26 protein-coding genes, 1 pseudogene and 2 riboswitches are annotated in these 24,588 nt (G+C 34.4%); of the genes and pseudogenes, 20 read left to right on the top strand and 7 right to left on the bottom strand.

Annotated features, from left to right (window positions below; genetic code table 11):
- Window positions 1-61: 61 nt before the first annotated feature.
- Complete coding sequence (locus ACEPXD_RS09900) at window positions 62-1,420, bottom strand: Nramp family divalent metal transporter (protein WP_391115801.1); 1,359 nt, start codon at window positions 1,418-1,420, stop codon at window positions 62-64.
- A 350-nt stretch (window positions 1,421-1,770) separates the two neighbouring features.
- On the opposite strand from ACEPXD_RS09900, the gene ACEPXD_RS09895 reads away from it, so the two are divergent.
- The 4 genes from ACEPXD_RS09895 to ACEPXD_RS09880 all read left to right on the top strand — a co-directional run bounded on the left by ACEPXD_RS09895 (window position 1,771) and on the right by ACEPXD_RS09880 (window position 5,217).
- On the top strand, window positions 1,771-2,310 hold the full coding sequence (locus tag ACEPXD_RS09895) for a sigma-70 family RNA polymerase sigma factor (RefSeq protein ID WP_391115800.1): 540 nt from the start codon (window positions 1,771-1,773) through the stop codon (window positions 2,308-2,310).
- On the top strand, window positions 2,291-3,562 hold the full coding sequence (locus ACEPXD_RS09890; RefSeq protein ID WP_391115799.1) for a hypothetical protein: 1,272 nt from the start codon (window positions 2,291-2,293) through the stop codon (window positions 3,560-3,562). Before ACEPXD_RS09895 ends, ACEPXD_RS09890 begins: the two co-directional genes overlap by 20 nt.
- A 148-nt stretch (window positions 3,563-3,710) precedes the next feature.
- Window positions 3,711-4,754 carry an ArsR/SmtB family transcription factor gene (locus ACEPXD_RS09885; protein ID WP_391115798.1) on the top strand — a complete coding sequence of 348 codons (1,044 nt, stop codon included), beginning with the start codon at window positions 3,711-3,713 and terminating at the stop codon, window positions 4,752-4,754.
- Window positions 4,755-4,818: 64 nt separating this feature from the next.
- Complete coding sequence (locus tag ACEPXD_RS09880) at window positions 4,819-5,217, top strand: hypothetical protein (protein WP_391115797.1); 399 nt, start codon at window positions 4,819-4,821, stop codon at window positions 5,215-5,217.
- Window positions 5,218-5,392: 175 nt separating this feature from the next.
- Here ACEPXD_RS09880 and ACEPXD_RS09875 read toward each other — a convergent pair whose 3' ends face one another.
- From ACEPXD_RS09875 to ACEPXD_RS09865, 3 genes are all read right to left on the bottom strand, one after another.
- On the bottom strand, window positions 5,393-5,845 hold the full coding sequence (locus ACEPXD_RS09875; RefSeq protein ID WP_391115796.1) for a hypothetical protein: 453 nt from the start codon (window positions 5,843-5,845) through the stop codon (window positions 5,393-5,395).
- Window positions 5,846-6,247: 402 nt separating this feature from the next.
- Complete coding sequence (locus ACEPXD_RS09870; protein ID WP_391115795.1) at window positions 6,248-7,663, bottom strand: HD domain-containing protein; 1,416 nt, start codon at window positions 7,661-7,663, stop codon at window positions 6,248-6,250.
- Window positions 7,664-7,722: 59 nt separating this feature from the next.
- Entirely contained in the window at window positions 7,723-8,340 is a 618-nt protein-coding gene (locus ACEPXD_RS09865) for a Type 1 glutamine amidotransferase-like domain-containing protein (protein ID WP_391123140.1), read from the bottom strand.
- 253 nt (window positions 8,341-8,593) lie between these two features.
- Between ACEPXD_RS09865 and ACEPXD_RS09860 the strand changes: the two genes are divergently transcribed.
- From ACEPXD_RS09860 to ACEPXD_RS09835, 6 genes are read left to right on the top strand one after another with little or no spacing between them, the layout of a single operon-like run.
- Entirely contained in the window at window positions 8,594-9,121 is a 528-nt protein-coding gene (locus ACEPXD_RS09860; RefSeq protein ID WP_391115794.1) for an RNA polymerase sigma factor, read from the top strand.
- Window positions 9,111-9,827 carry a hypothetical protein gene (locus ACEPXD_RS09855; RefSeq protein WP_391115793.1) on the top strand — a complete coding sequence of 239 codons (717 nt, stop codon included), beginning with the start codon at window positions 9,111-9,113 and terminating at the stop codon, window positions 9,825-9,827. The genes ACEPXD_RS09860 and ACEPXD_RS09855 overlap by 11 nt, the downstream gene beginning before the upstream one ends.
- 26 nt (window positions 9,828-9,853) lie before the next feature.
- Window positions 9,854-10,747, top strand: coding sequence for an ABC transporter ATP-binding protein (locus ACEPXD_RS09850; protein ID WP_391115792.1), 894 nt, complete (start codon window positions 9,854-9,856; stop codon window positions 10,745-10,747).
- A gap of 10 nt (window positions 10,748-10,757) precedes the next feature.
- Window positions 10,758-11,969, top strand: coding sequence for a hypothetical protein (locus tag ACEPXD_RS09845; RefSeq protein WP_391115791.1), 1,212 nt, complete (start codon window positions 10,758-10,760; stop codon window positions 11,967-11,969).
- Window positions 11,969-13,099, top strand: coding sequence for a hypothetical protein (locus ACEPXD_RS09840; RefSeq protein WP_391115790.1), 1,131 nt, complete (start codon window positions 11,969-11,971; stop codon window positions 13,097-13,099). The genes ACEPXD_RS09845 and ACEPXD_RS09840 overlap by 1 nt, the downstream gene beginning before the upstream one ends.
- Complete coding sequence (locus tag ACEPXD_RS09835; RefSeq protein WP_391115789.1) at window positions 13,089-13,655, top strand: hypothetical protein; 567 nt, start codon at window positions 13,089-13,091, stop codon at window positions 13,653-13,655. The genes ACEPXD_RS09840 and ACEPXD_RS09835 overlap by 11 nt, the downstream gene beginning before the upstream one ends.
- A gap of 131 nt (window positions 13,656-13,786) precedes the next feature.
- Here the strand turns inward: ACEPXD_RS09835 and ACEPXD_RS09830 are convergent, their stop codons facing one another.
- From ACEPXD_RS09830 to ACEPXD_RS09820, 3 genes are all read right to left on the bottom strand, one after another.
- On the bottom strand, window positions 13,787-14,323 hold the full coding sequence (locus tag ACEPXD_RS09830; protein ID WP_391115788.1) for a hypothetical protein: 537 nt from the start codon (window positions 14,321-14,323) through the stop codon (window positions 13,787-13,789).
- A gap of 105 nt (window positions 14,324-14,428) precedes the next feature.
- Complete coding sequence (locus ACEPXD_RS09825) at window positions 14,429-14,605, bottom strand: helix-turn-helix domain-containing protein (RefSeq protein WP_391115787.1); 177 nt, start codon at window positions 14,603-14,605, stop codon at window positions 14,429-14,431.
- Window positions 14,606-14,617: 12 nt separating this feature from the next.
- Entirely contained in the window at window positions 14,618-15,136 is a 519-nt protein-coding gene (locus tag ACEPXD_RS09820) for a DUF2975 domain-containing protein (protein ID WP_391115786.1), read from the bottom strand.
- Window positions 15,137-16,241: 1,105 nt separating this feature from the next.
- Between ACEPXD_RS09820 and ACEPXD_RS09815 the strand changes: the two genes are divergently transcribed.
- The 10 genes and pseudogenes from ACEPXD_RS09815 to ACEPXD_RS09770 all read left to right on the top strand — a co-directional run bounded on the left by ACEPXD_RS09815 (window position 16,242) and on the right by ACEPXD_RS09770 (window position 24,556).
- Window positions 16,242-16,367 (top strand): hypothetical protein, encoded by a 126-nt coding sequence (locus ACEPXD_RS09815; protein ID WP_391115785.1) that lies wholly within the window; start codon window positions 16,242-16,244, stop codon window positions 16,365-16,367.
- A gap of 6 nt (window positions 16,368-16,373) precedes the next feature.
- The gene (locus ACEPXD_RS09810) at window positions 16,374-16,982 is read left to right on the top strand and encodes a class I SAM-dependent methyltransferase (RefSeq protein WP_391115784.1); all 609 of its coding nucleotides are present in this window, start codon (window positions 16,374-16,376) and stop codon (window positions 16,980-16,982) included.
- Window positions 16,983-17,122: 140 nt separating this feature from the next.
- Window positions 17,123-17,254, top strand: a riboswitch (FMN riboswitch).
- Window positions 17,255-17,398: 144 nt separating this feature from the next.
- Window positions 17,399-17,530: riboswitch (FMN riboswitch) on the top strand.
- 153 nt (window positions 17,531-17,683) lie between these two features.
- On the top strand, window positions 17,684-18,322 hold the full coding sequence (gene ribE / locus ACEPXD_RS09805) for a riboflavin synthase (RefSeq protein ID WP_391115783.1): 639 nt from the start codon (window positions 17,684-17,686) through the stop codon (window positions 18,320-18,322).
- Window positions 18,323-18,343: 21 nt separating this feature from the next.
- A pseudogene (gene ribB / locus ACEPXD_RS09800) lies at window positions 18,344-18,931 on the top strand (3,4-dihydroxy-2-butanone-4-phosphate synthase); the annotation flags it as partial.
- A gap of 65 nt (window positions 18,932-18,996) precedes the next feature.
- Window positions 18,997-19,461, top strand: a complete 465-nt coding sequence (gene ribE / locus ACEPXD_RS09795; protein WP_151700061.1) for a 6,7-dimethyl-8-ribityllumazine synthase — start codon at window positions 18,997-18,999, stop codon at window positions 19,459-19,461.
- A gap of 185 nt (window positions 19,462-19,646) precedes the next feature.
- A complete protein-coding gene (locus tag ACEPXD_RS09790; RefSeq protein WP_391115782.1) occupies window positions 19,647-20,489 on the top strand; it encodes an ABC transporter permease subunit in 843 nt (280 codons plus the stop codon).
- Window positions 20,486-21,526, top strand: coding sequence for an ABC transporter permease (locus ACEPXD_RS09785; protein WP_391115781.1), 1,041 nt, complete (start codon window positions 20,486-20,488; stop codon window positions 21,524-21,526). The genes ACEPXD_RS09790 and ACEPXD_RS09785 overlap by 4 nt, the downstream gene beginning before the upstream one ends.
- Before the next feature lie 190 nt (window positions 21,527-21,716).
- Window positions 21,717-22,253 carry a DinB family protein gene (locus tag ACEPXD_RS09780; protein WP_391115780.1) on the top strand — a complete coding sequence of 179 codons (537 nt, stop codon included), beginning with the start codon at window positions 21,717-21,719 and terminating at the stop codon, window positions 22,251-22,253.
- A 290-nt stretch (window positions 22,254-22,543) separates the two neighbouring features.
- Window positions 22,544-23,797, top strand: coding sequence for a DNA polymerase thumb domain-containing protein (locus ACEPXD_RS09775; protein ID WP_391115779.1), 1,254 nt, complete (start codon window positions 22,544-22,546; stop codon window positions 23,795-23,797).
- 285 nt (window positions 23,798-24,082) lie between these two features.
- Complete coding sequence (locus ACEPXD_RS09770; protein WP_391115778.1) at window positions 24,083-24,556, top strand: DinB family protein; 474 nt, start codon at window positions 24,083-24,085, stop codon at window positions 24,554-24,556.
- The last annotated feature ends 32 nt before the right edge of the window (window positions 24,557-24,588 follow it).

Here is a 24,588-nt window from a genome sequence, read left to right as displayed (position 1 = left end):
TACATGAAAAAAAAAGCGATATGATTATTAATCAAATCATGCCGCTTTTTCAATGTATATTTTAACCTAAATCTTGCCCAGTTATGATAATATAACAGATTAAGAATATATTCAAAATGATGATCAAAACAGTACATACCCATGCTAATAATTTTACGGGTAATTTATTGGCGAATTCACCCATTTTCCTTTTATCGCTAGTAAATAACACTAAAGGTACAACTGCAAATGGGAGGGCTAGACTTAATACAACTTGACTCCACAAAAGTAGTTCCCCTGTTCCTTTTGATCCAGCAATCCAAGTCACTATAAAAGCGGGAATAACTGCTAATAAACGTGTGATCAAGCGACGTAGCCAAGGTGTAATTCGTAAATGAATAAATCCTTCCATCACTATCTGCCCACTCATCGTTCCAGTGATCGTAGCGTTTTGCCCGGAAGCAAGTAAAGCAACCGCAAATAATGTACTTGCAATACCAACTCCTAACGTTGGGCTTAATAATGCATATGCAGCCTCTATTTCAGACACATTTAAACTCGTTCCATAAAATGCAGCCGCTCCAAGAATTAAAATAGCCGAGTTGATAAGAAAGGCTGTAGTTAAAGAAAATGTAGTATCAATAAGTGAAAATTTTAAAGCCTCTTTTTTTCCTTCTATTGTTCTTTTGTAGTTTCTCGTTTGAACGATGGAAGAATGTAAATATAAGTTATGCGGCATGACTGTAGCTCCTAATATACCTAGGGAAATAAAGAGCATGCCTGGATTTGTGACAATTTCCATTTGTGGTACATACCCACCAAATAATGCAGAAATCTCAGGTTTGGAAATAATCACTTCAAATGCAAATATAACAAAAATAGTAAACATTAATACGATGACAATCGATTCAATAATCCGAAAGCTTTTCTTTTGCAAATAAAGTAAAAGTAATACATCTAATGTGGTAATAGTAATTCCTAACAAAAGGGGAATTCCAAACAATAAATTTAAGGCTATAGCTGAACCGATAACCTCTGCAAGATCTGTTGCAATAATAGCAAGTTCTGTTAAAATCCAAAGAAAAATGGCTGTTTTCTTACCGGTAGCGTCCCTTGTTGCTTGCGCTAGGTCTCTTCCAGTTACTATACCAAGTTTTGCAGACAGAGATTGTAGTAACATGGCGATTAAATTAGAAAGTAGAATAACACTCAATAGAGTGTATCCAAATCGTGCGCCGCCAGCAATGGATGTCGCCCAGTTTCCTGGATCTACATATCCAACGGCTACTAAAGAGCCAGGTCCCGCAAAAGCCAAAAGTTTTCGCCAAAAACCTCCTTTAGTCGGAACGTTCACTGAGCTATTTACCTCTTCCATACTCACAGTAGAGCTTTCTTTAAACCATCCTTGCTCATTGGACTTATTTTTGGGTCGAGTACTCATTATATATCCCTCCTAAATTTCTGTTTAAGTTTAAATGTTTCCCTAGACCAACTTTTAAGGTAATCGTATACACTTTTTAGTATATGTAAGTATATTAACACGAAAACTTGTCTTTGTAAAAATATTTTTCTCGAAGGCAACTTTTAGTTGGATAGAAACATTTAGGACAAGGTTCCAAATAATTGGGTAAGTGAAAAATCTATAGAAAAAAGTGATTTAATAACCCCCATACTAACAACGTTCACAGCGAATATTTTCCGAATTCAAATTATATGTAAGAAAATTATTATTATTTTGAAACTTTTTTCTGAAGTGTTCCGTCTAAATTGCAATTCTGAAGGAGGGATGATTTGAAGGATAGGACTGAAGATTTATTTTTTGAAGAACTGATTCGTACATACGGAGAAGAGCTACTTCGATTAGCTTTTACGTATGTGAAAAATCGAACAGTAGCAGAAGATGTTGTGCAAGAAGTGTTTGTTAAAGCATTTGAAAAAAGAAAGGATTTTCGAGGAGAAGCAACTTATCGCACCTATTTGTATAGGATGACTATTAATCAGTGTCATGATTATTTAAGAAGCTGGGCTTACAAGAATACAAGAGTATCCATGATGCTTCACACTATGTTCAGTAGTTCGAACACAACAGAGACTTCCGTAATTCAAAAAAACGACAATATAATGATTGGAAATGCGGTGCTACAGTTACCTACTAAGTATCGCGAGGTCATCGTGTTGTATTATTATAAAGGTTTTCAAATTGATGAAATTGCAGAATTAATTGATTGTTCTGTAAACACAGTTAAAACACGACTTAGACGAGGAAGGGAACAACTAAAGAATCATTTTACGCTAGAGGGGGAACATTTTCATGAAAGATTCTCCAATTAAAAAAGGATTAGATGCAGCTATTGGGAAAGAGCAGTGGATGGATGATGAGCTAATAAGAAGAATGGTAAAGCAGAGGAATAATAATCACTCTAAAAAGAAAAGCAAAGTTTCCTGGTTCTTTCTACCGCTCTTTGTACTTGTATTCCTTTGTTTTGGTGTCCTTACTTTTTCTCAAATATTTGATAAGCAGGAGACTATAGAAAGTTTACCAGCTGATTTAAGTGATAATTATGGAAATCTATATAAAACTATAGTAGTAACAACAAATTTAGAAGAGGTTGCAGATGCATTTATCAATTATTTAACTTGTATTGAGCAAGGAGACATAAATCAGTTAAAAGCATATTCATTTTATGAGAACGAGGAAGACCTAAAACAAATCGTTAATATGTACAAGGGAGTTGACTTTAGTTCTATTAAGATTGAATCGATTATTCCAAGCCGAGCGGAACCATCTTACGAGGTAAAGATTGTTACTCATAATCTGGCGAAACCAGAGATGAAGTTCATTCATTCGATACACATAAATTTTTATGATGAATCATCTGTTGACACATATGAACAGGTTCTAGAGAAGTGGTCTACGTTTGAACCATTTATTGCACAAAAGGAAGTTTTTTTACGTTATTCAGATTTATTATTGGGATCATTTAATGAAGTAGAAAAGCAAGAAACAGATATCTCTAAAATAGTTGCTACACAGAATTTGAGAGATGATATTGAACTTCAATTATTGAAAAAGGAAGATACAGTAGTTGCGCAGCTTGTAAAAGGGGAAATGATTGTCGATTTAGGACGTGTATCTTTCTTTCATTTAGTGGATGATGTACTACAGGATGTACAAATTCAAATACAAGACCAACAGATAGGTCCTCTTACTTTACTTGGATTAGTTGGTACTATACAAGAAGGTTTTACTTATATTTTTTATGATGAGAAGCATATGGAGTTTAAGGGGTTTCATTTAGTAGGAATACCAACTTTCATCGATATCAATCAAGATGGAATAAACGAAATTCTACTTGAAACAGAAGAAAAAGGAGAAACATCTATCATGGTGCTGAGTTATGAGGAACCAAATTTCAAGGTTACTAATATAAATAATGCATTTAAGCAAAATGATTATGTGAATGAAGAAATAAATACAACTCTTAAGAGTCGAAATATTCATATGTTCTATAAGAACACTAAGGGCACTCAGGAATTCATCTATCAATTAAAGGGACTCGAATCCTTGCAACTAGTTGAATAACTCAATGAAAAACCGTTTAGGAGGAACTGTAGATAATCGTATTAATACGAATTCGTCTACAGTTTTTCATGTTATAAAAAATTATCTATTGATTCTAAAATATTTGAATAGTATATTCTAAATACATAGAATTTTTAGGGGTGATGAAATGGATGTATTAAATCATACAAGTAGAAAGAGAGAAACGTATCAAGTTCATGTTACTCACTCTGTATTATGGGAGTGTGCACTGGGGATAGCGGCAATTACTAATACTCCTATTATTAAAACGTTAGAAAAACCAGCAGATTATTGGGAGGAATTAAAAGAGCACTTACCAGTTGGACTACTAGCGGAATTAGACTTTGTTTCCATTAAAAATACTTGGAAGGCATTGCTACAGCTGCTCCATAAAAGAGACTTCCATGATTTAGGGGAATTTACTTCATATATTCAGACACTACCAATGACAGAATTAACATTTATTTGTTTGCCGTTTATCGGAAGCAAATACCAAGAAATAAGGCGGAGAGCTTCATTAGGCGAAGAATCGGCCATGAAGGAAATGATGAAGCTAACAAGTCATCATTCATTCTTTCCAAACTATATTGAATTCATTTGTCAAGCGAATGGAAAACGCTTGAAAGAACATCTTATAAATGTGATGAACTATTGGTATGAAGCGATTATTGAGAAAGATTCATACCATCTTCAAACTATCTTGAAAACGGATTATGAAATGAAGAAAAAGATGGTAGATAAAATGCCTCCAGAAGAATTGGTTGAATGGGCTACAGGGGGCGTATCGTATTTGCCAGAACCTAGTGTTCATAACGTTTTGTTAATCCCCCAATACATCTATCGCCCGTGGAACATAGAGGCAGATATTGAAGGGACAAAGGTCTTTTATTATCCAATTTCAAATGAAAGTATTACACCAAATGATCAGTACTCACCGAATAATTTTTTAGTTCTTAAGCACAAAGCATTGGGGGATGAGGTACGTCTAAGAATCGTAAAATTACTATATGAACACGACCGTACATTGCAGGATATTACCGAAAAATTAAATATCGGTAAATCCACCATTCATCATCATCTTAAAATATTGAGAGCAGCTAAGTTAGTGGAGATTATCGATGCAAAGTATTCTCTTAAAAGAATAGCGCTCGATATGCTATCTAAAGAATTGGAGCTCTATTTAAATCAATGAGAAGGTCTTAATACGCTTTATATAGAATAGTTACTTATCCTAATAAAAGGAAGTGGGTTATTTTATGTTTTTGCCTAAACAAAGGAATTATCAAGTAGGAATAAGTCGAGTATTATTCTTTGTTTCTTTGCTGTTATTACTATTATCAGGTTGTTCCAATGGAATGATAACTGGAAATCCAACACCAAAAGAGATGCTTAAAAATAGAGATGTAGATATTTTTATTTTAGAAGATATTGTATATGCGAATGCCCAAGAGATTGAATGGGTTACAGAATCCGAATATACGCGAGGTGAGCAAGTTGGGGTAATAACAAAGCAAAAAGAATCAGCATTTAACTTTAATAATGGTACAGCAAATAAGTTACCTGTTGGAACAAAGATTTATGCAACAGGTAAGGGTTTTAAAGTTGCTGTTGTTTCTGGTATCGAGATAACTTACATACCATTGTTGGAAGGTTAGTACAAGAAAATGTTAAATTCAAGCGGAAATACATCTGTAAAACGAAATGGTAAATATCTTTTAAAAGTCTGGATGGTAAGTTTGCAAGTCGTTACTACGAGATAATTAGACAGCTTGAATTTGGCAAAAACTTAGTATTTGAAAAGACCTCAAATTGATGTCTTGGTTACAACTGCTATTCCATTAAATCAATTATCTTGTTTGTCGATTCCTCTGGTAGAATATAAATAGTGTGTGTATCATCGGTTTTCATTAAGGTGCTTTCTTCAAACGTCCCGCCCAACCAGAGTTGAAAACTTTGTTTTTCTTCATTTTCATAGGCAATATCCATATAAAACTCTGGATTAGTCATATTTACGATTCCATTTAACTTTACAGCACTAGAGATTATACTTTTGAAATTTTCAATAGCATTGTCATCATCAAAAATAATTGGATTGCCACCTTTTGATTTTGAAATGTTAACTTTTGCGATTACTCCATCAATCTTCAATTTTTCGTTTTCTTCTGACTGTTTCTTAGGATTAGTCTGATCTGCATCTATTGTAGTGTTATCTTCGGATTGGCAACCTATTAGAATGACGGACATAAAAACCAATGATAAAACAAAAAACATACTTTTCCTCATATAAGCTAACCTCCAGTAAATTTCATTTAATAACAACTAAGTTTTCGAAAACAGCCTTATCTAATTCAGTTTTTACTTCCATGCAGACTCATCCTTACCACTTAATTTGATGAGGATTGGGAAAATCACAATAAACACAAGACATAGATAACCCAATGTAAGTATTCCTTGGGTTTCGTATGAAATATATTGTTTGTCTCCACAATTAGAACAGTATTTTCCCTTTTTTGAAAATCCAAGCGACCAAATTTCTTTGGCTTTCCTTCTATAGTTGCAGTTAGTACAATGTGCCATTTGTATCCCTCTTATTACGTCTATTATAGTTACGGTGTAATCGCTTTTAGGTTTCGTCAAACAATCGAGAACTTCTATTTAGAGCATCCGATTTATTTCGCTGCAACACTAATATTTCGGAATGGATTTCCCTTTATTAACAACCTCCATTATTTCTTTAACCGCTTTCGATGTTTGTACATGGTGTAACCATTTAGTATCCACTGTTAATTTATTTTTGGTGTGGATTTCTACAATGTCCATGTCTAGCAGGACTGTTTGGGGTGATTGGAATTCATTATTTACTTTTGCGAAAGACATTCTATTTGCAAGTGAAGGATCTAAAGCATATGCAAAATCGATGACGTTTGAGTTTATCGGTAATATGATCACATCCATTTTTGGAGTGAACACGGTTATTTCTTTTTGAAATAATTCAAGTGAAATTAATTCACAAAATGCTATTGAATTTTCTGCAATCGTTTTTACAGAATGGATAGAATTACCTAATAAAGAATTACTTAAGCTTTGTTTCTTATTTTCTTTTAGCTTTCCAAAAACACCATGTTCATAATAGTTTTTAGTAGCTTCATCCTGAATGATCACATGGAGAATCAGATCATCGATTTTAACCTTAGTTTCTAGATGTTCTAAAAATGGGTGTTTTTCTATCGCTATTTGGTCTGCAAATTGATCAGGCACAGGCTCGAATAGGGAGTGGATAGTGCCAAGAACAGTATAGCAATTAAGGGATGTTCGCGTAGTTACATGAATTGTAAAAAGTTCTTGCAAATTATGTCCTTCACTTACTAGATTATATAATTGAAAGAGGGGTGGTTTCTTCCAATCTGTATGAACGATGAATTTACTTGAATCTTCTTCCTGTATTTTGTGAAGAAATTGATTAAATAGCTCATAATGTACTTGCGTATAATCATTCAGAATTTTTTTAAACCGAGTATGTCGTGGAGGATTTAAATAGCTAAATCCTAAGTCTTCTAATTCCTCTTGCAGCTTATACAATCCTATCTTTTCGGCAAGTGGGGAAAAGAATAATAAGGTTTCATTTGCATAAGGTATTTTCTTTTCTATTCTTTTAATCGCAAGTGTTCTCATATTATGTAGACGATCTGCCAATTTAACTACAGCAATTCGAATGTCAACCATCGCCATGGAGAGAAGTTTTTCTGTATTAGCTGCACTGTACTCTTCTTTTGCTAATACGCCTTTTTCAAACTTTGTTAAACCGTCCACTATGAAAGCAACATGACTACCAAAATGCATGTCGATTTCAGATAATGAAACCTCGGTATCCTCCACAACATCATGCAGTAATGCGCATATTAAAGAAATTAAATCTGCCTCATACTCCGATAATATTAGACATACTTCCAGTGGATGAATAATATATGGCTCTCCCGTCGCCCTTGTTTGATAAATATGTGCTTTCTCTGAGAATTCTATAGCCTTTTGTAATTCTACTTTTTCCTCTTCGGATAAGTATTTACATTTTTGTATGAGCGCAACTTTCATATCATTAACCAACTATCCCACCCCATTTTATTCTTATTAAATTTACTTAGAATATGCAATTTTGAAGATTATTAGAGAGTAATCTTTTCTTTTCTTAAATTACTGAAGTGATATATTTCGTTTATACACATTATTTTTATATCATTCCAAAAAATTGCTGAACCATTCGGAATGCCGTATATCTCCCTTGTATTAGTTAATTCTATTATTTCTTCATCTATGCTCGGTTCATAATGTACTTCTACACTAAAATCAACCAATCCTATTCCGTTTATTACCATGGTTTGAGGATAGTCCTCATCTTTTGAAATAATACACTCATTAGAGAAAACTAATGCACCTGCACTATAACCAATTATCAAACCTTGGAACTGCTTTATTACAGGTATAAGATTTTTTTCGTGTAATCTTTGCATTAACAAATCTGGTCTACCTCCAATAAAATAAAGTACATCGTGCTTGTTAATTTTACTTACCATATCGTGAGCATCCGTTTCAAACTCGAGAAGCTCCACATTATTGTTTCCAATTAAGTTGAAAGTTTGCTCAATTGTCTTATTCCAGCCTTCATATTTAGATACTTCTGTTGCAAATGGAATGATTAATACTTTGTGTTCTGTCGTCACATAATTAGACAATTGATGAATAACCTCTTGCAGTTCGTTGTTAAGATGGTTTCCACCACCTATAAAGCAAATATTTATTTTAAAAACCTACTTTCTAAATAAAACTAAATGTAATCTTCTGTATATATTACCTTAAAAATCTATCCACTTCTAATTATTTTTAGAAAATTCAAATTGAAAATTACTCGAATGGTATAATTAACTTAATAAGGCATTTAAGGGTATATTCAAATTTCTTTTGAATATACTTCTTTTTTTTGAAACAGGATTAATTCTCAAACGACTTATTACAAACGCCAATAAATGGGGTGAATTGTTGAATCGAACAAATAGATACATAGAAGAGCTATACAACCAATATTACCGGGATGTTTATCATTTTGCGTTGTATTATACAAACAATAAGCAGGAAGCAGAGGATATTACGCAAGAAACCTTTATTAAAGTGATGAGAAACTTTTCACAATTGAAGGATGAAACGAAGCAAAAAACGTGGATTTTATCCATTGCTCGCAATACAGCTGTCGATAATCATAGGAAACAGATGTTAAGACGACTACTACCTAGTAAATTAGAAAAAAAGAGCGAACTTAGTGGGGACAGTGCCGAACAGCGAGTGCTGATGCAGGAGGATTGGGCTTTATTACAAGAGGCACTACTCTCTTTAAAACCGCATTACCGTAGCCTCGTCATTTTAAAAGGATTAAAAGAATTCAGTAATAAAGAAACGGCAGACATTTTAGGATGCACCGAGTTAAAGGTACGAGTGGATTATCACCGTGCGATTGCAAAAATGAAGAAGGATAAAAAGCTACAGATTGGAGTTGACCTTTATGCAAGATAAAAAAGATCCTATTTGGTTAAAGCCATTAGTAGATCGCCCAGATTTAGAACCTGACAAAGAATTCGTTGAATCACTGCGTAAAAAAATTCAGACTCCGATTCATTCCTCTTGGAAAAGTGCATTTGTACCAATGGTCATCATAATGCCACTAACGATTGTAGTAGCTCTTGTTCTGTTTTTTATCGTTCAGCAGGATTTTAAAACAGAAAGTGTATTTGTTAATAGTGCTGGAGCATGTGTAGATAAGCCAACAAGTTTTATCCGTGGTAGTCAGGAAATTATTGGAAATGAGGAGTATAAGTTTGTCCGTGTATTAGCTAATCATAAAAACAAAGTAATTGAAAAGCATCCAGTAACACTTTGGGAATTGGATGATCTACTATTTGATGAAGAGAATCGCTCGTATGTACAGTACTATGGTGGCTACGAAATCGGCGATAAGATTGCTATCCAAGATAAAGTAATGCAAGTTAAATATGATGCAAAAACGAATCTAACAACCATTCGTTTTGAAAATGATACTAAATCTTGGTTTCTCATTTTTTTTAAAGGTGATGCACGAAGTAAAGTCAAGCAAGGAGAAGATATTACGCTTTATTTTAAAGTTGTACCTTATTTAGATTGCTTTGATTATGAAACGCTTGATTATTTTAAGTTATTACTGATGGATGAATATCTGGAAATTGAGGCGTATTTGAAAGAATAAACTATTTGAGTTGGAGAGGTGAGTAAATGTTAGAAATAAAAAATGTATCCGTTTCTTTTAATAATAAAAGGGTGTTAGAGAATGTTTCGATTGATGGGGTCGCTGGTGAAATCATTGGTGTCGTAGCACCGAACGGAACAGGTAAATCGACCTTATTACATGTCATGATCAATTTTTTACAACCAAATGAAGGCAGTGTTTTATTTGAAAAAAAATATACATATCCAAAAGATGAGATTTATATTCGCAAGCAAATAGCTTTTTTACCAGATCAAGCAGATTTATTTAATGATATGACAGGCTATGAGCATCTTAAGTTCTATGCTCGTATGTGGAATGCAGAAATTGATAAGACAGACGCAATTATTGAACGACTGCATATGGCCACTTATGTAAAAAAGAAAGTTAAAACGTATTCATTAGGGATGCGGCAACGCTTATGCTTTGCGATGGTATTAGTAGCTGATACGAAAACAATGCTATTAGATGAAGTGATGAACGGTTTAGATCCGTCCAATGTTGCGCTTATTTCAGAAATATTGAATGAGTTGAAAAGGAAGGGGAAGCTCATCTTTATCGCCTCCCATTTACTTAATAACTTAGACCTTTATGCAGATCGTGTCCTTTATTTGCATAATGCGAACATCATTCATGAGTTAAAACTAAATGAAGATACAGACCTTTTCTTAAAAATTTCTGCTCCTCATAAACATTTAGAAACTATCAAGACAATGATTACTTATCCAAAAGAAAAGAGTATTCAAGCAGAAAATCTTCTGTGTATTCCTATTGAAAATATAACGCACGAAAAAATTTTTGAATGGATGGAAATTTGTTTAAGTAATTCTATAAAAGAAGTAACAATTGGTCCCATTGGTACATCGGAGTATTACGAACTCTTTTATAGGAAAGGGGTGTGACTCTATTTAAATGAGAAAAGCAATGTACCATTTCGAATTCATGCAGTTTATTCAAAATAAAAAAAATATGCTGTTTCTTCTTTTGTTTTTATTAAGTACCGTTTTCTACATGATTTACACTGTTCCAACTCAAGAGGAGACTTATCAAAACCATAAATTATCATTCAATTTGTATGTTGACTCATGGACTGAATTTTACCATGCCTTAGTAAAGCAAGAAAAGGAGCAAAATAATGGATATACGGAATTAAACATAATATACTATGAAAATTTGGAGCTTCTTTTGGCTGCTATACAAAACAGAGATATCCCTAATTATATTAAAAGCTCTGCAAATCACTATAGAATACTTATTGAAGGCACACAAAATGGATACTCTGTTATACCAGAGAATTATTTAAAAAACTTTAAATACCCTTTTCAGCAGGTAATTCATGATTATAATAAAGCCAGGATTGAAATAGAAGCACTTTCTGCAGAAAGTAATATAAACTTCAGTGAGCTATATGCATTGACTAGTTTTCAACAGATGCGGCTATGGATACAACTGCTCTTCCCTTATTTTCTATTACTATTCGTCATCTTATATGGCAATGATATTTTCACAAAAGATGATAAACACAAAACAATTATGAAAAGTATACCTGTTTCGCTCTATCGACAAGTTAATATGAAATCTTTTATAGTATTTATTTTTGGTTTTGGCAGTATGGTCTTTGTTATCCTTTGTGGTTTAGTTGTAATGGCTATTAGGAATGGATGGGGTAGTTTATCTTTACCAGTTGTACGTTACATTCGTGATGAATATGATGTCATTTCAACAGTTATGTTCTTTGTACAATCCTTTTGTTTATTGATTTTGGCTGCATTTTTACTTATTCGTTTATGTATGTTATTAAGCTTACTTTTAAGAAATGAATTTATTACATTGTTTTTTGGTGTTGCATTGTTATTTTCCGAAAAAGTGTATCAAGATACGTTTTTTATAGATAATTTGGATGTGAGCTTTTTCCCTAATACGTATTTTGATATTGGAAATGTGGTTACGGGAGATAAATCGGTTTTTTATCAAAATAATTATATTACGTTTCCAAATGGTGTTATTGTCCTAGCTACTAGTATTGTAGTTGTTGAAGTTATGCTATATATCTTCTCCACTTTTCGATTCAATCGATTTACTCTAGAAAAGAAGCTAGTCAAACGTGGAAAGGTGGAAGCGTGATGGGTTATACGAGGTTTGAGATTCTATTATTTATTCGAAATAAACGTAATCTACTATTAATCATTTTAAGCCTCTTGTTTTTCACGTTGTATCCATTTTTCTTTCAATTTGAAGAAGGTATTGAATTACGTAAAGTCAAAAAAGAAGAATTAATTACTCTTGATAAAACTCTGATGCCTTTTACTTCTGAATATGTAGCTGAAGATGAAGCTTATTTAAAGACGTATGACAATCTAGTGGATCAGCGTCAGTTAATAGCTAGACAATTGTTTAATATTACTTCGAATAATTTAGAAGAGTTCGTGGAAAATGGATACGCTTTGAACGAACTTCGGTTTCAAGGATTAGTAGATGGTTTTGTTGGCGCTAGTAAGCTGTTTACATTCAATCAAGAGGATTTGTTAAGGGAGCAAGCTTTATTCGCTTACTTAAAGGGAACGAACATGCCTATTCAACCACATAATTTAACTAATGTAGATGCATTGGTAAGAAGTTTGCAAACGTACGGCAGCATGTTGTTTTTCTTTGTTGTTTTATTTATTGCGTGTGATTTATTTGCACTCGATGCGGAACGTCGAACCATTTTTTATAGCTTGCCGCTATCTTTTTGGAAAAAGTTTCGTACAAAGGTAGGTATTATCATCACCATGATTATGAGTACGATTCTTTTGGGACTTCTTATATGTTTCGGTGTTTCAAGTATGTTGTTAGAGAAGGGGAATTTTCATTATCCGATCGTTTTTTATACAACGGAAGGCTACTCTGCAATCCCGGTTTGGCAGTATATACTTCACATACTTAGTGGATTTTTTATCATTGGAATGTTCGTTATTATTGGATCGACTTTAGGATATTATCTTTTTAGGCAGCCATATATTAACTTATTTGTAGGGACTATATGCTTTTTCTTTCCGAATATTTTAGCGATGATGCATATACCAAAAGTAAGTAGTTTTATACCAATGCTTTATTTTAAGATTCCTAACGTCTTAGATGGGGAGATCGCTAGGCAATTATGGAACTTTCAGATGGATTTTACACGTGGAATGCTCGTATGTGTCACTAGTATCCTTATTGTAATGTTATTGTTCGTTTGGGCAAAGAGGAGGGGGATGTATCATGTATCGTAGAACAGAAGGACGACATATTTTTATGGCATTGGCCATATGCTTATTTTTATTTTCTCCGCTTGTTATTTTCTTTGAACCACTTATTGTTGCGGAGACTTTGTATTATGAGCGAGGCGTTTGGATAACTCAGGTTCCTAAGATTAACTTTATGCTATGTGGAATTGCGATGCTCTTGCTAATCCTAGCATTTGTTGCTTTATGGCTAATGAATATGAATAAATTATCAATAGTACTCGCTTTTTTATGTACATGTGGTTGCATTGTTCTTATACATGGCGGATCTTTATCGTATGCATCATTATCAGGGGAAGCCATTACATTCCGGCATGCTTTTTCCCAAGATAAACAAAGCTACACCTGGGATAGTATAGATAGCATTCATTATTTTGATGATTTAGAAAATGACGATGTCCAGCCATTTTATGTATTTTACTTTCCAGACGGAGAGGAACTTCAACTTAAGAAAAATGGTCTCTTAACAGAGGAAATTCGAATTCGAATCGATCAAAAAATACGGGAGTTAAACATCCCATTTGAGAGGATTCATGAATGGTAAGTGCTTACTCTCTGATCTGAAAACGTCCCAAAAGATAAAGTCAACTTTTGGGATGTTTTTTATAGATTATGCTCAACATTTCCATTTTTGAAGATCATTCCGTAACAGAACATGTTCTATTTCATATTTGTTTAATTGTCTGCTTTCTTATTGGAATATCCTGTAATAACGAAACATGAAATAAACGCAACCATTGTAACAATTACACCTAAAACTAATCCAATTGCATTCATAAAAGTATCTTCACCTGGATAAGAAGGTTTTAATGTCACTAACCAATAAATGAACATAAGAGACAAGATAATATAAAAACTGCTTCCGACCGTTGCCATTTTCCAATGGTTCTTTTTTGTACTTAGAGATGCTTTATTAATAATTATCCATAAAAAGATACTTCCAATCACAGCAAAAATCATCACCAGCAAATGAATAAAAGGAATTGAGAAATAAGCCAACATATAAAGCATAAAAACTGTTGAAAAAAATAGTACTGCATTCATAAAGAATAAGAATATCCCAGATAACCAATGATTTTGAAACCATATTGCATTTTTTAGCTTAAGTACTAGTTTATTATTTTCACCAAGTATTTCTATTAGTGGCCTTTTCATTAATAATATTAAGAACACTCCAACAAGACCGATTAATAAAATTAATATCAATGACATGGTATTTCCTCCTAATAGGTAAGCTCACGCAAATTCTTGTTTAATCTTATAATTTTTTTGAATCTAATTAGACAGAATCTTTTAGGATAATGTACAGTTTATAAATTATTCTTGTGTATTTGCGTCACATCTGTATTCTAGAATATCACCGGGTTGACAGTCCAAAGCCTTATATATTGCCTCTAAAGTTGAAAATCTAATGGCTTTTGCATTTCCGTTTTTTAATATAGAAAGACTAGCCATCGTAATTCCAACTCTTTCAGAAAGTTCTGTAACGCTCATTTTTCTCTTAGCCTACATTACATCTACATTAATGATAATAGACATTTCATCACCGCAGACTGTCAAATCATTCTCTGATTTTATTTCAAGTGCACTTCTTAACAATTCCTGAAGAACCGCAGCAAAGACTGAAATAACTAGAGTTGAAAAAATGATCACTGTACCAATAATTGCTATTCCAGGGTGCAACGCATTTTGTAACATCAACATAAATAGCCCTATTACGTATAAGATAATTATTAAAATTGCATAGCTCTTTATATGTCCTAATGCCATTACAGATAGTTTTGAAAAAGCATTTTCACTTTCGATATAATTTAATAGCGTCCATGCATGATAAAGAGCAAGAAAAAATGGTATTGCAGTAATATATAAACCTATTAGAACAGGAAATCTTAAATAAGTATACCCTGGATTCATCTCAGCTGCATCGGTTGCTAATCCCGGTAACAAAAATGTAAACAAGCTGAGAACTATAATTCCAGTAATAAAAATAGTACCCTTTAAAAAAGTAGTTGTACTTTGCTTCATAAAAAACACCTCAATTTTTGATTTATATGAATATTGTAACGCCGAATTTATCGAATAACAATAAAATTTTATTAAAATAAAATATACATTTATTCTTAACAATATGACACCAAAATCTTTTTTTCCTTAATTCTTTAGATTGATAAGAAAAATCGGGCAAAAAGACGCCTGGTTCTTTTACTTAGAAATACCGTTGATTTTCGCGGGCATGGCTTCAATCTTCTCGTCACTGCATTGAGAACACTGAAAAACTCTATATTATTATTTTTTATAGTAGTTATTCCCTGAATCTTTTCTTCAAATAGTATAATTTAGCGCGGCGGCAATTTTTTTTACGGCGATTAATCGCAGGAAAAACTACTTATTAGCAAATTTACTAGAATTACTCTTTTTCAGTATCCTTGAAATGAGTCTGTACACTCTTTTTGGAAAGGGAAATTGGCTTAGTTGGAAAAATTGAAGTTTTAGTTAGAATAATGAGACGCTTAGTTGGAAAAAAGATGATTTAGTTGGAAATATTATCTGCTTAGTTGGAATAACCACTTTTCGGAATATCACTAACTCTACATACTACGATTATGTAGACTGAGAAAAAGGAGTAGGATCAGGCGCCCAGTCTCGTGGAAAGCGAATGATAGAGCACTAAACCTGAGTAGTTAAATTTCCCTGCGAAGAATAATCACAAAATACATTTTTAGAAAAATTTATTAGAATGACACTTTTCAGTAGCCTCACTGTATTCCTGCGTGGCCTTCCGCTCATGCTCCTGCCGCTTCGCTTTCGTAGCAATTATATTTGCTATTCCCGCAGAACTCCCTGCCTCATTATACTTAGATATTATCAATTTTTTCTCAGTTTCTGCTTGCTAGATAATCAAAAGAAAGTACAATAGTTAATTGATTTGATGAAGTATACTCTTACTTTATTAGGATTATTGTTTGGAGCGGAAGGAGGCGACTCATACATAGCATATAATTTTCTTAATAATCTGTGATATAATCTATTAAGCTACAAGTTATTGGAGGGCATTATATTCTGCTTTACAATTGATTCATCCTGATCGACCTTATTGAATGATAAAAATGTTGAATAAGGAGTGTTCAGTATGGAATGGGTAAAGAATTTTTACGACAAACAATTTCAATTATATAAAGAAGGCTCAACTGGCCAGAACGAAGAGCATGAGGAAATATTGACGAAAATAGAGACTTTTGCTTCTAGCCCTTTCTAGTCCATTTTGGAATTAGGTGCTGGAGGCGGTGAGTTTGCAATAACAGCTGCTAAAAAAGGATATGATGTCACTGCAATAGAGCTAGTATCCTCTCGAATTGACAACATGAAAAAGCTGAATAGCGAACATAGATTAATAGGCATTCTTGAAATCATAGAAGGGGACTTTTATGAGGTCGAACTTGATAAATCCTTTGACGTCATTTGCTATATAGATGGATTCGGCATTGGCGATGATCAAGATCAACACAAATTATTAAAACGAATGGGCAATTGGCTAAGACCCGATGGTTGTATATTAATAGATATTTATACTCCTTGGTATTGGGCAAGTGTTGCAGGCCAAGAGATGAGGATAGGAAGTACACTTCGAAAGTATGACTTTGATTTTATGAATTGCCGCATGCTTGATTCATGGTTTGATGGGGATGGAAACGTTACTCAATCTTTAAGATGTTATTCTCCTCAAGATTTGAAAATGTTATTGGAGAATACCGGACTTACACTTGCCGACATTAAACCTGGTGGTGCGATGAACTACAAGACATGGGAGTATCTAGAACATGTTGACATAAATGAAGCAATGTCTTACATGGTTAAACTGGTAAAAGAATAATATGTAAAAAAAGTAGAAGGACAGTCTGATAAAAGTCTGTCTTTTTTGTTACCACCTTTAAGAAGAGAAATTAAACAATTTATGTTTATTTTTATACATGAAAATTTTCTCTTAAAGTGCTATAATTTTTTTATAGATGAATAGTCCTTCGGGGTCGGGTGAAATTCCCAATCGACGGTGATGAAGAAATTCTAAGCCCGTGAGCCTTTTTTAAGGCAGGATTTGGTGCAACTCCAATGCCGACAGTATAGTCTGGATGGGAGAAGGATGTACGAGCAAGCTTATTTTCTTATGGAGAAAAATGCACTTCCATACGTTTATTTGTTGATGCGTAAAATGTAATTTTCCTAATCACCCCGTAGAGATATATCTATGGGGTTTTATTTTTGAATAAAACCTAGCAAAATTTCATACATGTAGTCCTTCGGGGTCGGGTGAAATTCCCAATCGACGGTGATGAAGAAATTCTAAGCCCGTGAGCCTTCTTTAAGGCAGGATTTGGTGCAACTCCAAAGCCGACAGTATAGTCTGGATGGGAGAAGGATGTTCGAACAAGCTTATTTCCTTATGGAGAAAAATACTACTTCAAGAGGTTTATTTGTTGACGCGTAAAACATAATTTCCCTAAATCCCCCGTAGAGATGTTTCTATGGGGTTTTATTTTTGAATAAAAATTTCGAAATAGAAAAGAGGTGTATTTTATGTTCACTGGAATTGTAGAAGATTTAGGCAAAGTTAAATCGATGAAAAGCGGACCAAATAGTATGCAGTTAACGTTGGAATCCAAAAAGATTGTAGAAGACATCCATTTAGGCGATAGTATTGCGGTTAATGGTGTCTGTTTAACAGTGATTTCCTTTTCCAATACTCTTTTTACAGTGGATGTTATGCCAGAAACAGTAAAGTCTACAAGCATTCAATCTTTGCAAATTGGTCATGCGGTTAATTTGGAGCGTGCAATGCCTGCAAACGGTCGATTTGGCGGTCACTTTGTTTCTGGACATGTGGATGGAACAGGAATCATTTTAAGAAAAAGAAAAGTAGAAAATGCCGTATACGTGGATATTGGCATTAGTGAAGAGCTAAGTAAATTCTGTATGCTAAAAGGTTCGGTTGCAGTAGATGGTATTAGTTTAACGATTTTCGATATAAAGCCAAAGCAGCTGACAGTTTCCCTTATTCCACTTACATTTAGTGAAACACTTCTCGGCATTAAACGGGAGCATGAAGTAGTGAACATTGAAAATGATTTACTTGGAAAGTATGTGATAAATCATTTGGAGCGAAAGAAAGAAAGTTCGCCGATCACGATGGACTTTTTAAGGCAAAATGGATTCTAACGAAAAGGCGGTACGTTACATATGTTCAATTCAATTGAAGAAGCAGTAGAAGATTTAAAAAAAGGGAAAATCATTATCGTTGTAGATGATGAAAGTAGAGAAAATGAAGGAGATTTTCTAGTGCTGGCAGATTATGCGACACCAGAAAACATTAACTTTATGGCAACGTATGGTCGTGGGTTGATTTGCACACCTATAACCCAAAAGTTAGCGGATCGTCTTGATTTGAATCCGATGGTCCAACACAATACGGATAATCATCAAACAGCCTTTACTGTCAGTATCGATTATAAAACGACGGAAACAGGTATTAGCGCATTTGAGCGCTCCGAAACGATGTTACAGCTATTAAATGTAGAATCAGTTAGCTCAGATTTCCGCCGACCTGGTCATGTGTTCCCACTTGTTGCAAAAGAAAATGGTGTGCTCGAACGTCCTGGTCACACGGAAGCTGCTGTTGATTTCGCTAAACTTTGTGGAGTTCAACCTGCCGGAGTCATTTGTGAAATTATGAGTGAGGATGGTTCCATGGCGAGAGTTCCAGAATTACATACTATTGCGGAGACCCATAATTTAAAGTTTGTAACGATTGAAGCATTAGTGAAATATCTAAATGAACAAGAACAGGCAGTTTGATTCATAAAATAAAAATGAACTAATAGGAGAGATGAAGAATGGGAAAAGTATTTGAAGCAAATTTAATAGGTACAGATTTAAAAATTGGTGTAGTTGTTGGTAGATTTAATGAATTTATTAATGGTAAATTATTGGACGGTGCATTGGATGGTTTGAAGCGTCATGGCGTTGCCGAGGAAAATGTAGATGTTGCGTGGGTACCTGGTGCATTTGAAGTTCCTTTTATTGCAAAAAAGATGGCAGAAACGAAAAAATATGATGCTATTATCGGTCTTGGTACTGTTATTCGTGGTTCTACTACTCACTACGATTATGTATGTAATGAAACTGCTAAGGGCATTGCAAGTGTCGGTTTATCTACAGGTGTTCCAGTTATGTTCGGCATCGTAACTACGGAAACAATTGAACAAGCGATTGAACGTGCTGGTACAAAAGTCGGAAACAAAGGCTATGATGCTGCAGTATCGGCAATTGAAATGGCAAATTTGAATCGTTTATTTTAAATTAAAATTGAAATCTTTATCACATAAGAATGCCAAGGGATTAATCACACTATCTCTTGGCATTTTATAATAATGGGGAAACTTCCTTCTTACATAAAATAGAATCTACCAAAATCTTTCTTTTCTTATTGTTTACTATGTTATGATAATTTCATCATAATTTTCGGACAACAGGGGGATTTTTTGTGAAAGGTTTTATTAAATGGGTGCTTCAATTGGTGGTTGCATTCATCGGCATTTTGCTGCTTAGTGGTTTACCTATATTAATAACAGGTTTTCAAAAAGGGGAATTTTGGTGGAGGGAGTATGGACAGCAGTTACTTGCAATCTTTCCACTCTCCGACTTTTTTAACCAATATTCCGGTTTACATATCGTGGAGTATATAAGTTATTCGTTGGAAATACTTGTTCTTTCTTTAGTGGTTGCCATTGTTTTGGCACTTTCATTTACGATTATCACAATGTTATATAAAGAGAAAGTTAGGCAGAGAATTAAAACAATCTTTTTCTTTTTGGAATCTTTACCGGACATTTTAGTTATTTTACTTGTTCAATTAACGGTTATTATGATTCATAAGCATACGGGTATTTTTGTGTCGAAAATTGCTGTTACCGGTGGTGACAAGATTTATATGTTACCTGTTTTTTGCTTAATGATTTTACCAATGGTTCAGTTGTATCGTTTATGTATGCTTACGTTTGAGGCAGAAGAACGTAAGATGTATGTTGAACTTGCAAAGTCTCTTGGTTTTAGTAAATTGGTAATTTTACTTATACATATTTTTCAAAATGCCATTATTAGTATATTTTTTCAATCCAAAAAGACGATGTGGTACATGCTTTCGAATCTATTTATTTTAGAGCGAATGTTTAATATGCCGGGCATTATGTTTCACCTGAGTGAACATTTATCCGGAGGGCTGTTTTTAATTACCGTTTGTAGCTTTTTCTTGCCTATTTTTTTCTTGTATAGCTTTGGTGAATGGTACTTCTTACGCCGTTTGAACCGGGGAGGTGCTTTCGAATGAAATCCGTTTGGAAGCAGCCATATTTTATTTTTGGGTTTGCCGTACTTGCCTTCTTTTTGGTTGGAAGTTTTGTGTTTGAGTGGATTTTCGGACCGGATCCGAAACAAACGTTTTTTGTGTACGTGAACGGACGTTTAGTGGAGGCAGCTCCCTTGTCACCTAGCTGGGTGCGTCCACTTGGAACCGACCAATACGGCTATGATATGTTGGCAAAAATTATGCTTGGTGCAAAATATACAATTATAGCTGCAATGAGTGTTGCTGCAGTTCGAATGTTTATTGCAGTACCACTTGGATTCGCAATTGGTACGTATTGGCAAAAGAATCGTTCTGTGATTAATAGTTTTATCGATCCACTCCATTACGTACCAATGACCATTTTTGCTTATATTATGTTATCACCTGTTCTATGGCAACCAATTGAGGGATTTTCCACAACAGTTTGGGAACGCATTATCATTCAAGTCATTCTAATGGCGGTTATTACGGTACCAATTGTTGCTTCGTTAATTAGCAACGAAGCGAATTTACTGTATCAAGAGGAATATATTTTAGCATCCAAAACTCTTGGTGCTAGTCGTCGACGAATTATTATACGACATTTATTTCCAATGATGCGCGAGAAATTATTTGTTTTATATGGTCAGCAGGTGGTGGAAACGTTGGTTGTATTCACCCATTTGGGGCTTCTTAAATTATTTGTTGGGGGAACGAAAGTTACTTATGATCCGATGTTTGGTGATCCGCCAAAATCGATTGCATATGAATGGGCTGGACTTTTTGGTTCCTCGTTTCGTTATCTGCAAAGTGCTCCGTGGCTTCCACTTGCTCCGGCTATCTGCTTTGCATTGCTCATTTTAGCTATTTCCGCAATGATTGAAGGGTATACAAGGGCTGTGAGTGGTCAAGTGAAGATTCCTAAGCGAAAGAAAATAGCCTTTGTGTCAGATAAAACAATCGAGTGGAATCAGCAGCAGTTAGAAGAAAAGTTACAACTACTTTATAAAAATGAAAAAAGAAATATGCCAAAACTGTAGGTATCCATCTTTAAATGTCTTAGTGATAAAGCGATAAATCTTTATAAAAAGTGTCATTTTTAAACAGAGGTGCTTTTTCAATTACAATGTTGCTAGTGTACTGTTTAGACAACTCTTAGTTTAATCAAATAAAGGAACTATTTGGGGACTGGGGAATATATAAAAGTATTAAATATAAAGGAGAATATATATGCAAAAGTTGCTAGGGAAAAATGAATACGCACATTATTATTCAACCTATGTAGAATTGGTATCTGATGGGGATTTCATACAAACTTTAGTTCAACAAATGGAAGAAACAATTGCGTTACTTCAGGACATTTCTGATCATCAAGCTCATTTTCGTTATGCTCCTGAAAAATGGAGCTTAAAAGAAGTGATAGGGCATATGGCAGATACGGAGCGTATCATGGGATTTAGGCTACTCTCCATTGCTCGAGGCGAAACTGTTGCTCTTCCTGGTTATAATGATAATGAATATGTGCAAAATGCATCTTTTGATAAACAGTCAGTAGAGGACCTTCTTCAAAATTTGTATGTAGTTCGCCAATCAACCATTCATTTAATTAAAAGTCTATCAAGCGAAGATTTGCTGCGCCGTGGAACAGCAAACAATTCTGAAATATCGGTCCGTGCACTTATCGTTATCATTGCTGGTCATGAACTGCATCATCGCAACATAATGAGAGAACGGTATATTTCTTCTGAAGCTTACCTAAAAAGCTAAGTGACATTCATCTAAGAAATATACCGTTGTACTAAAAATGCTAGAAAAATTTAATAGACCATTACCAGAGTGTGTTTTGATTTATCTATTTCAAAACGCACTCTTTTTGTATTGGTCTCGGTTCTGCTACATTTAGTCTCACTTACATAGTGATTGGTTGCGTTTGTGTCTGAAATAGTCTCGATAAGCCTTTTTTTGTAAAAGCAAAACTATTATTTACCATTGAATAAGAACGAACGTTTGTAATATACTATTAAGAACGAATGTTCCTTTTAGAGGGAGTGAATAATATGTACGAAGGGTTAGAAAATCGAAAAATTATATGCATTGATATGCGAAGCTTTTTCGCAAGTTGTGCGGCAGCGGATGCTGGGCTCGATGTGATGACAACACCTATTGCTGTGATTGGTAATTTGGAGCAAAAGGGGAGTATTGTACTGGCTGCTTCGCCGAGAATGAAAAAAGAATTTGGGGTGAAAACAGGAACTAGGCTCTTTGAAATTCCAGATCATCCGTCTATTCATTTAATTGAGCCGAAAATGGAATTTTTTGTTCGAGTTTCCGTTGAAATAGTCCGTTACTTAAATCAGTTTGTTCCAAATGAAGCGATTCATGTGTATAGCGTAGATGAATGTTTTGCTGATTTAGGAGGAACCGAAAAACTTTGGGGACCAGTAGAGAATACAATTAAGCGCATACAAGATGGGATGTATAGTCAATTTCAATTGCCATGTGCAGTTGGAATGGGACCGAATATGCTACTGGCGAAGCTTGCGCTAGATTTAGATGCGAAAAAAACAGGTTTTGCCAAATGGATGTATGAAGATGTTCCCAAAAAGTTGTGGCCGATTTCCCCTTTAAGTAAAATGTGGGGAATTGGCTCACGTCTCGAAAAAACATTAAATAATATGGGTATTTTCACTGTAGGGCAATTAGCGCACACTTCTTTAGAAATATTAGAAAGTAAATTTGGTGTAATAGGAAACCAGCTATATTACCATGCTTGGGGAGTTGATCTATCCGAGCTTGGTGCACCGCTAGTAGAAGGACAAATTAGTTATGGAAAAGGGCAAGTACTGTTTCGTGATTACCGAACGAAAAAAGAAGTGATGGCGGTAGTACTTGAGATGTGTGAAGACGTGGCAAGACGTGCAAGAGAGGCAGAAATGGTTGGAAGAACGATACATCTTGCTGTTGGATATAGTAAAGAGGCTTTTGGAGGAGGATTTGACCGTTCTCGCTCAATTGAAGAATCAACGAATGCCACGATGAAAATATATAAAGTATGTGATCGGATTTTTGACGAGTTTTATGATCATCGTCCCGTTCGCAGATTATCGATATCCTTAACGAATTTAGAACCGGAGCACTCGATGCAACTAAGCTTATTTGAAGAAGATAAATGGAAAGTACGGAAATTAGGAAAAACAATGGATGACTTGCGAAGCAAATATGGCTCCTCTGCAATTTTACGTGCAGTGTCCTATACAGATGCAGGAACAGCGATAAAACGAGCTGGATTGCTTGGTGGACATAAGAAATAATGGAAAGATTGAACCTTTATACCGGTTCGATCTTTTTTTGGTTGCTTGATCTCTTTCCTGAGGAAGAAGGTTGGAGCTACATGAAAATATGTCGTGTTCATATATATGAGTATTCCGCTAACCAATGAAAGTATCTCACCAAACCTGCTTTTCTTGTTTTAAAAGGGTTTTCTCTCCTAATTGTGGAATAGGTATATTAGGTAGAGGAGCGCGAATGAAAAGTAAAGGCTAAAGTATTTATAGATAGTATTGCAAAACTAAAAAAATAAAAAAGGTGGAGTTAATTTGGAACAAACATTATTTCAACATATGGAAACAGTACGTGGCATAACAGAGGAATCTATAAAAAAGATACCAGAAGAGTTAGCTGATATCGTACCTAAAGGTTTTAACAATAGTATTCGTTGGAATTTCGGTCATATTGCGTTTATACAGGAGAGGCAAGTATTTGCAGTTTTAGGGGAAAAGATGAATGTACCAAGCAACTATGAAGAACTATTTAGCGGTGGAACTAAACCAGCTGACTGGAAAGTAACTCCGCCATCACTAGCAGATATTCTTTCTGTGTTAACCGAACAAACATCAAGAATAAGGGATGCTATTGAAGGAAATATAAACGAGACGCTACCAACTCCATTTACAAATCGATTAGGCATCACATTTCATACTAGAGGGGAGACATTTCTCTTTAGCTTTTACCATGAAGCAATGCATATGGAAGCGATTAAAAGAATATATCGTGCGATTACGTTAGAATGAAAAGATATTTCTTCAAACGCTTCTAATAAAAT

The sequence above is a fragment of the Psychrobacillus sp. L3 genome (assembly GCF_042945595.1).
In the GTDB taxonomy this organism is placed as follows: Bacteria; Bacillota; Bacilli; order Bacillales_A; family Planococcaceae; genus Psychrobacillus.
This window is presented reverse-complemented; position numbering and strand designations above follow the sequence as displayed.

Excerpts from the sequence above, each read along its gene's own strand:
- ribE (WP_151700061.1), top strand. The coding sequence starts at position 18,997 with ATGGGAAAAGTATTTGAAGCAAATTTAATAGGTACAGATTTAAAAATT.
- ACEPXD_RS09820 (WP_391115786.1), bottom strand. The coding sequence starts at position 15,136 with ATGAAGCAAAGTACAACTACTTTTTTAAAGGGTACTATTTTTATTACT.
- ACEPXD_RS09840 (WP_391115790.1), top strand. The coding sequence starts at position 11,969 with ATGGGTTATACGAGGTTTGAGATTCTATTATTTATTCGAAATAAACGT.
- ribE (WP_391115783.1), top strand. The coding sequence starts at position 17,684 with ATGTTCACTGGAATTGTAGAAGATTTAGGCAAAGTTAAATCGATGAAA.
- ACEPXD_RS09780 (WP_391115780.1), top strand. The coding sequence starts at position 21,717 with ATGCAAAAGTTGCTAGGGAAAAATGAATACGCACATTATTATTCAACC.
- ACEPXD_RS09875 (WP_391115796.1), bottom strand. The coding sequence starts at position 5,845 with ATGAGGAAAAGTATGTTTTTTGTTTTATCATTGGTTTTTATGTCCGTC.
- ACEPXD_RS09835 (WP_391115789.1), top strand. The coding sequence starts at position 13,089 with ATGTATCGTAGAACAGAAGGACGACATATTTTTATGGCATTGGCCATA.
- ACEPXD_RS09855 (WP_391115793.1), top strand. The coding sequence starts at position 9,111 with ATGCAAGATAAAAAAGATCCTATTTGGTTAAAGCCATTAGTAGATCGC.
- ACEPXD_RS09830 (WP_391115788.1), bottom strand. The coding sequence starts at position 14,323 with ATGTCATTGATATTAATTTTATTAATCGGTCTTGTTGGAGTGTTCTTA.
- ACEPXD_RS09850 (WP_391115792.1), top strand. The coding sequence starts at position 9,854 with ATGTTAGAAATAAAAAATGTATCCGTTTCTTTTAATAATAAAAGGGTG.
- ACEPXD_RS09845 (WP_391115791.1), top strand. The coding sequence starts at position 10,758 with ATGAGAAAAGCAATGTACCATTTCGAATTCATGCAGTTTATTCAAAAT.
- ACEPXD_RS09885 (WP_391115798.1), top strand. The coding sequence starts at position 3,711 with ATGGATGTATTAAATCATACAAGTAGAAAGAGAGAAACGTATCAAGTT.
- ACEPXD_RS09775 (WP_391115779.1), top strand. The coding sequence starts at position 22,544 with ATGTACGAAGGGTTAGAAAATCGAAAAATTATATGCATTGATATGCGA.
- ACEPXD_RS09825 (WP_391115787.1), bottom strand. The coding sequence starts at position 14,605 with ATGAGCGTTACAGAACTTTCTGAAAGAGTTGGAATTACGATGGCTAGT.
- ACEPXD_RS09815 (WP_391115785.1), top strand. The coding sequence starts at position 16,242 with ATGGAATGGGTAAAGAATTTTTACGACAAACAATTTCAATTATATAAA.
- ACEPXD_RS09785 (WP_391115781.1), top strand. The coding sequence starts at position 20,486 with ATGAAATCCGTTTGGAAGCAGCCATATTTTATTTTTGGGTTTGCCGTA.
- ACEPXD_RS09890 (WP_391115799.1), top strand. The coding sequence starts at position 2,291 with ATGAAAGATTCTCCAATTAAAAAAGGATTAGATGCAGCTATTGGGAAA.
- ACEPXD_RS09900 (WP_391115801.1), bottom strand. The coding sequence starts at position 1,420 with ATGAGTACTCGACCCAAAAATAAGTCCAATGAGCAAGGATGGTTTAAA.
- ACEPXD_RS09880 (WP_391115797.1), top strand. The coding sequence starts at position 4,819 with ATGTTTTTGCCTAAACAAAGGAATTATCAAGTAGGAATAAGTCGAGTA.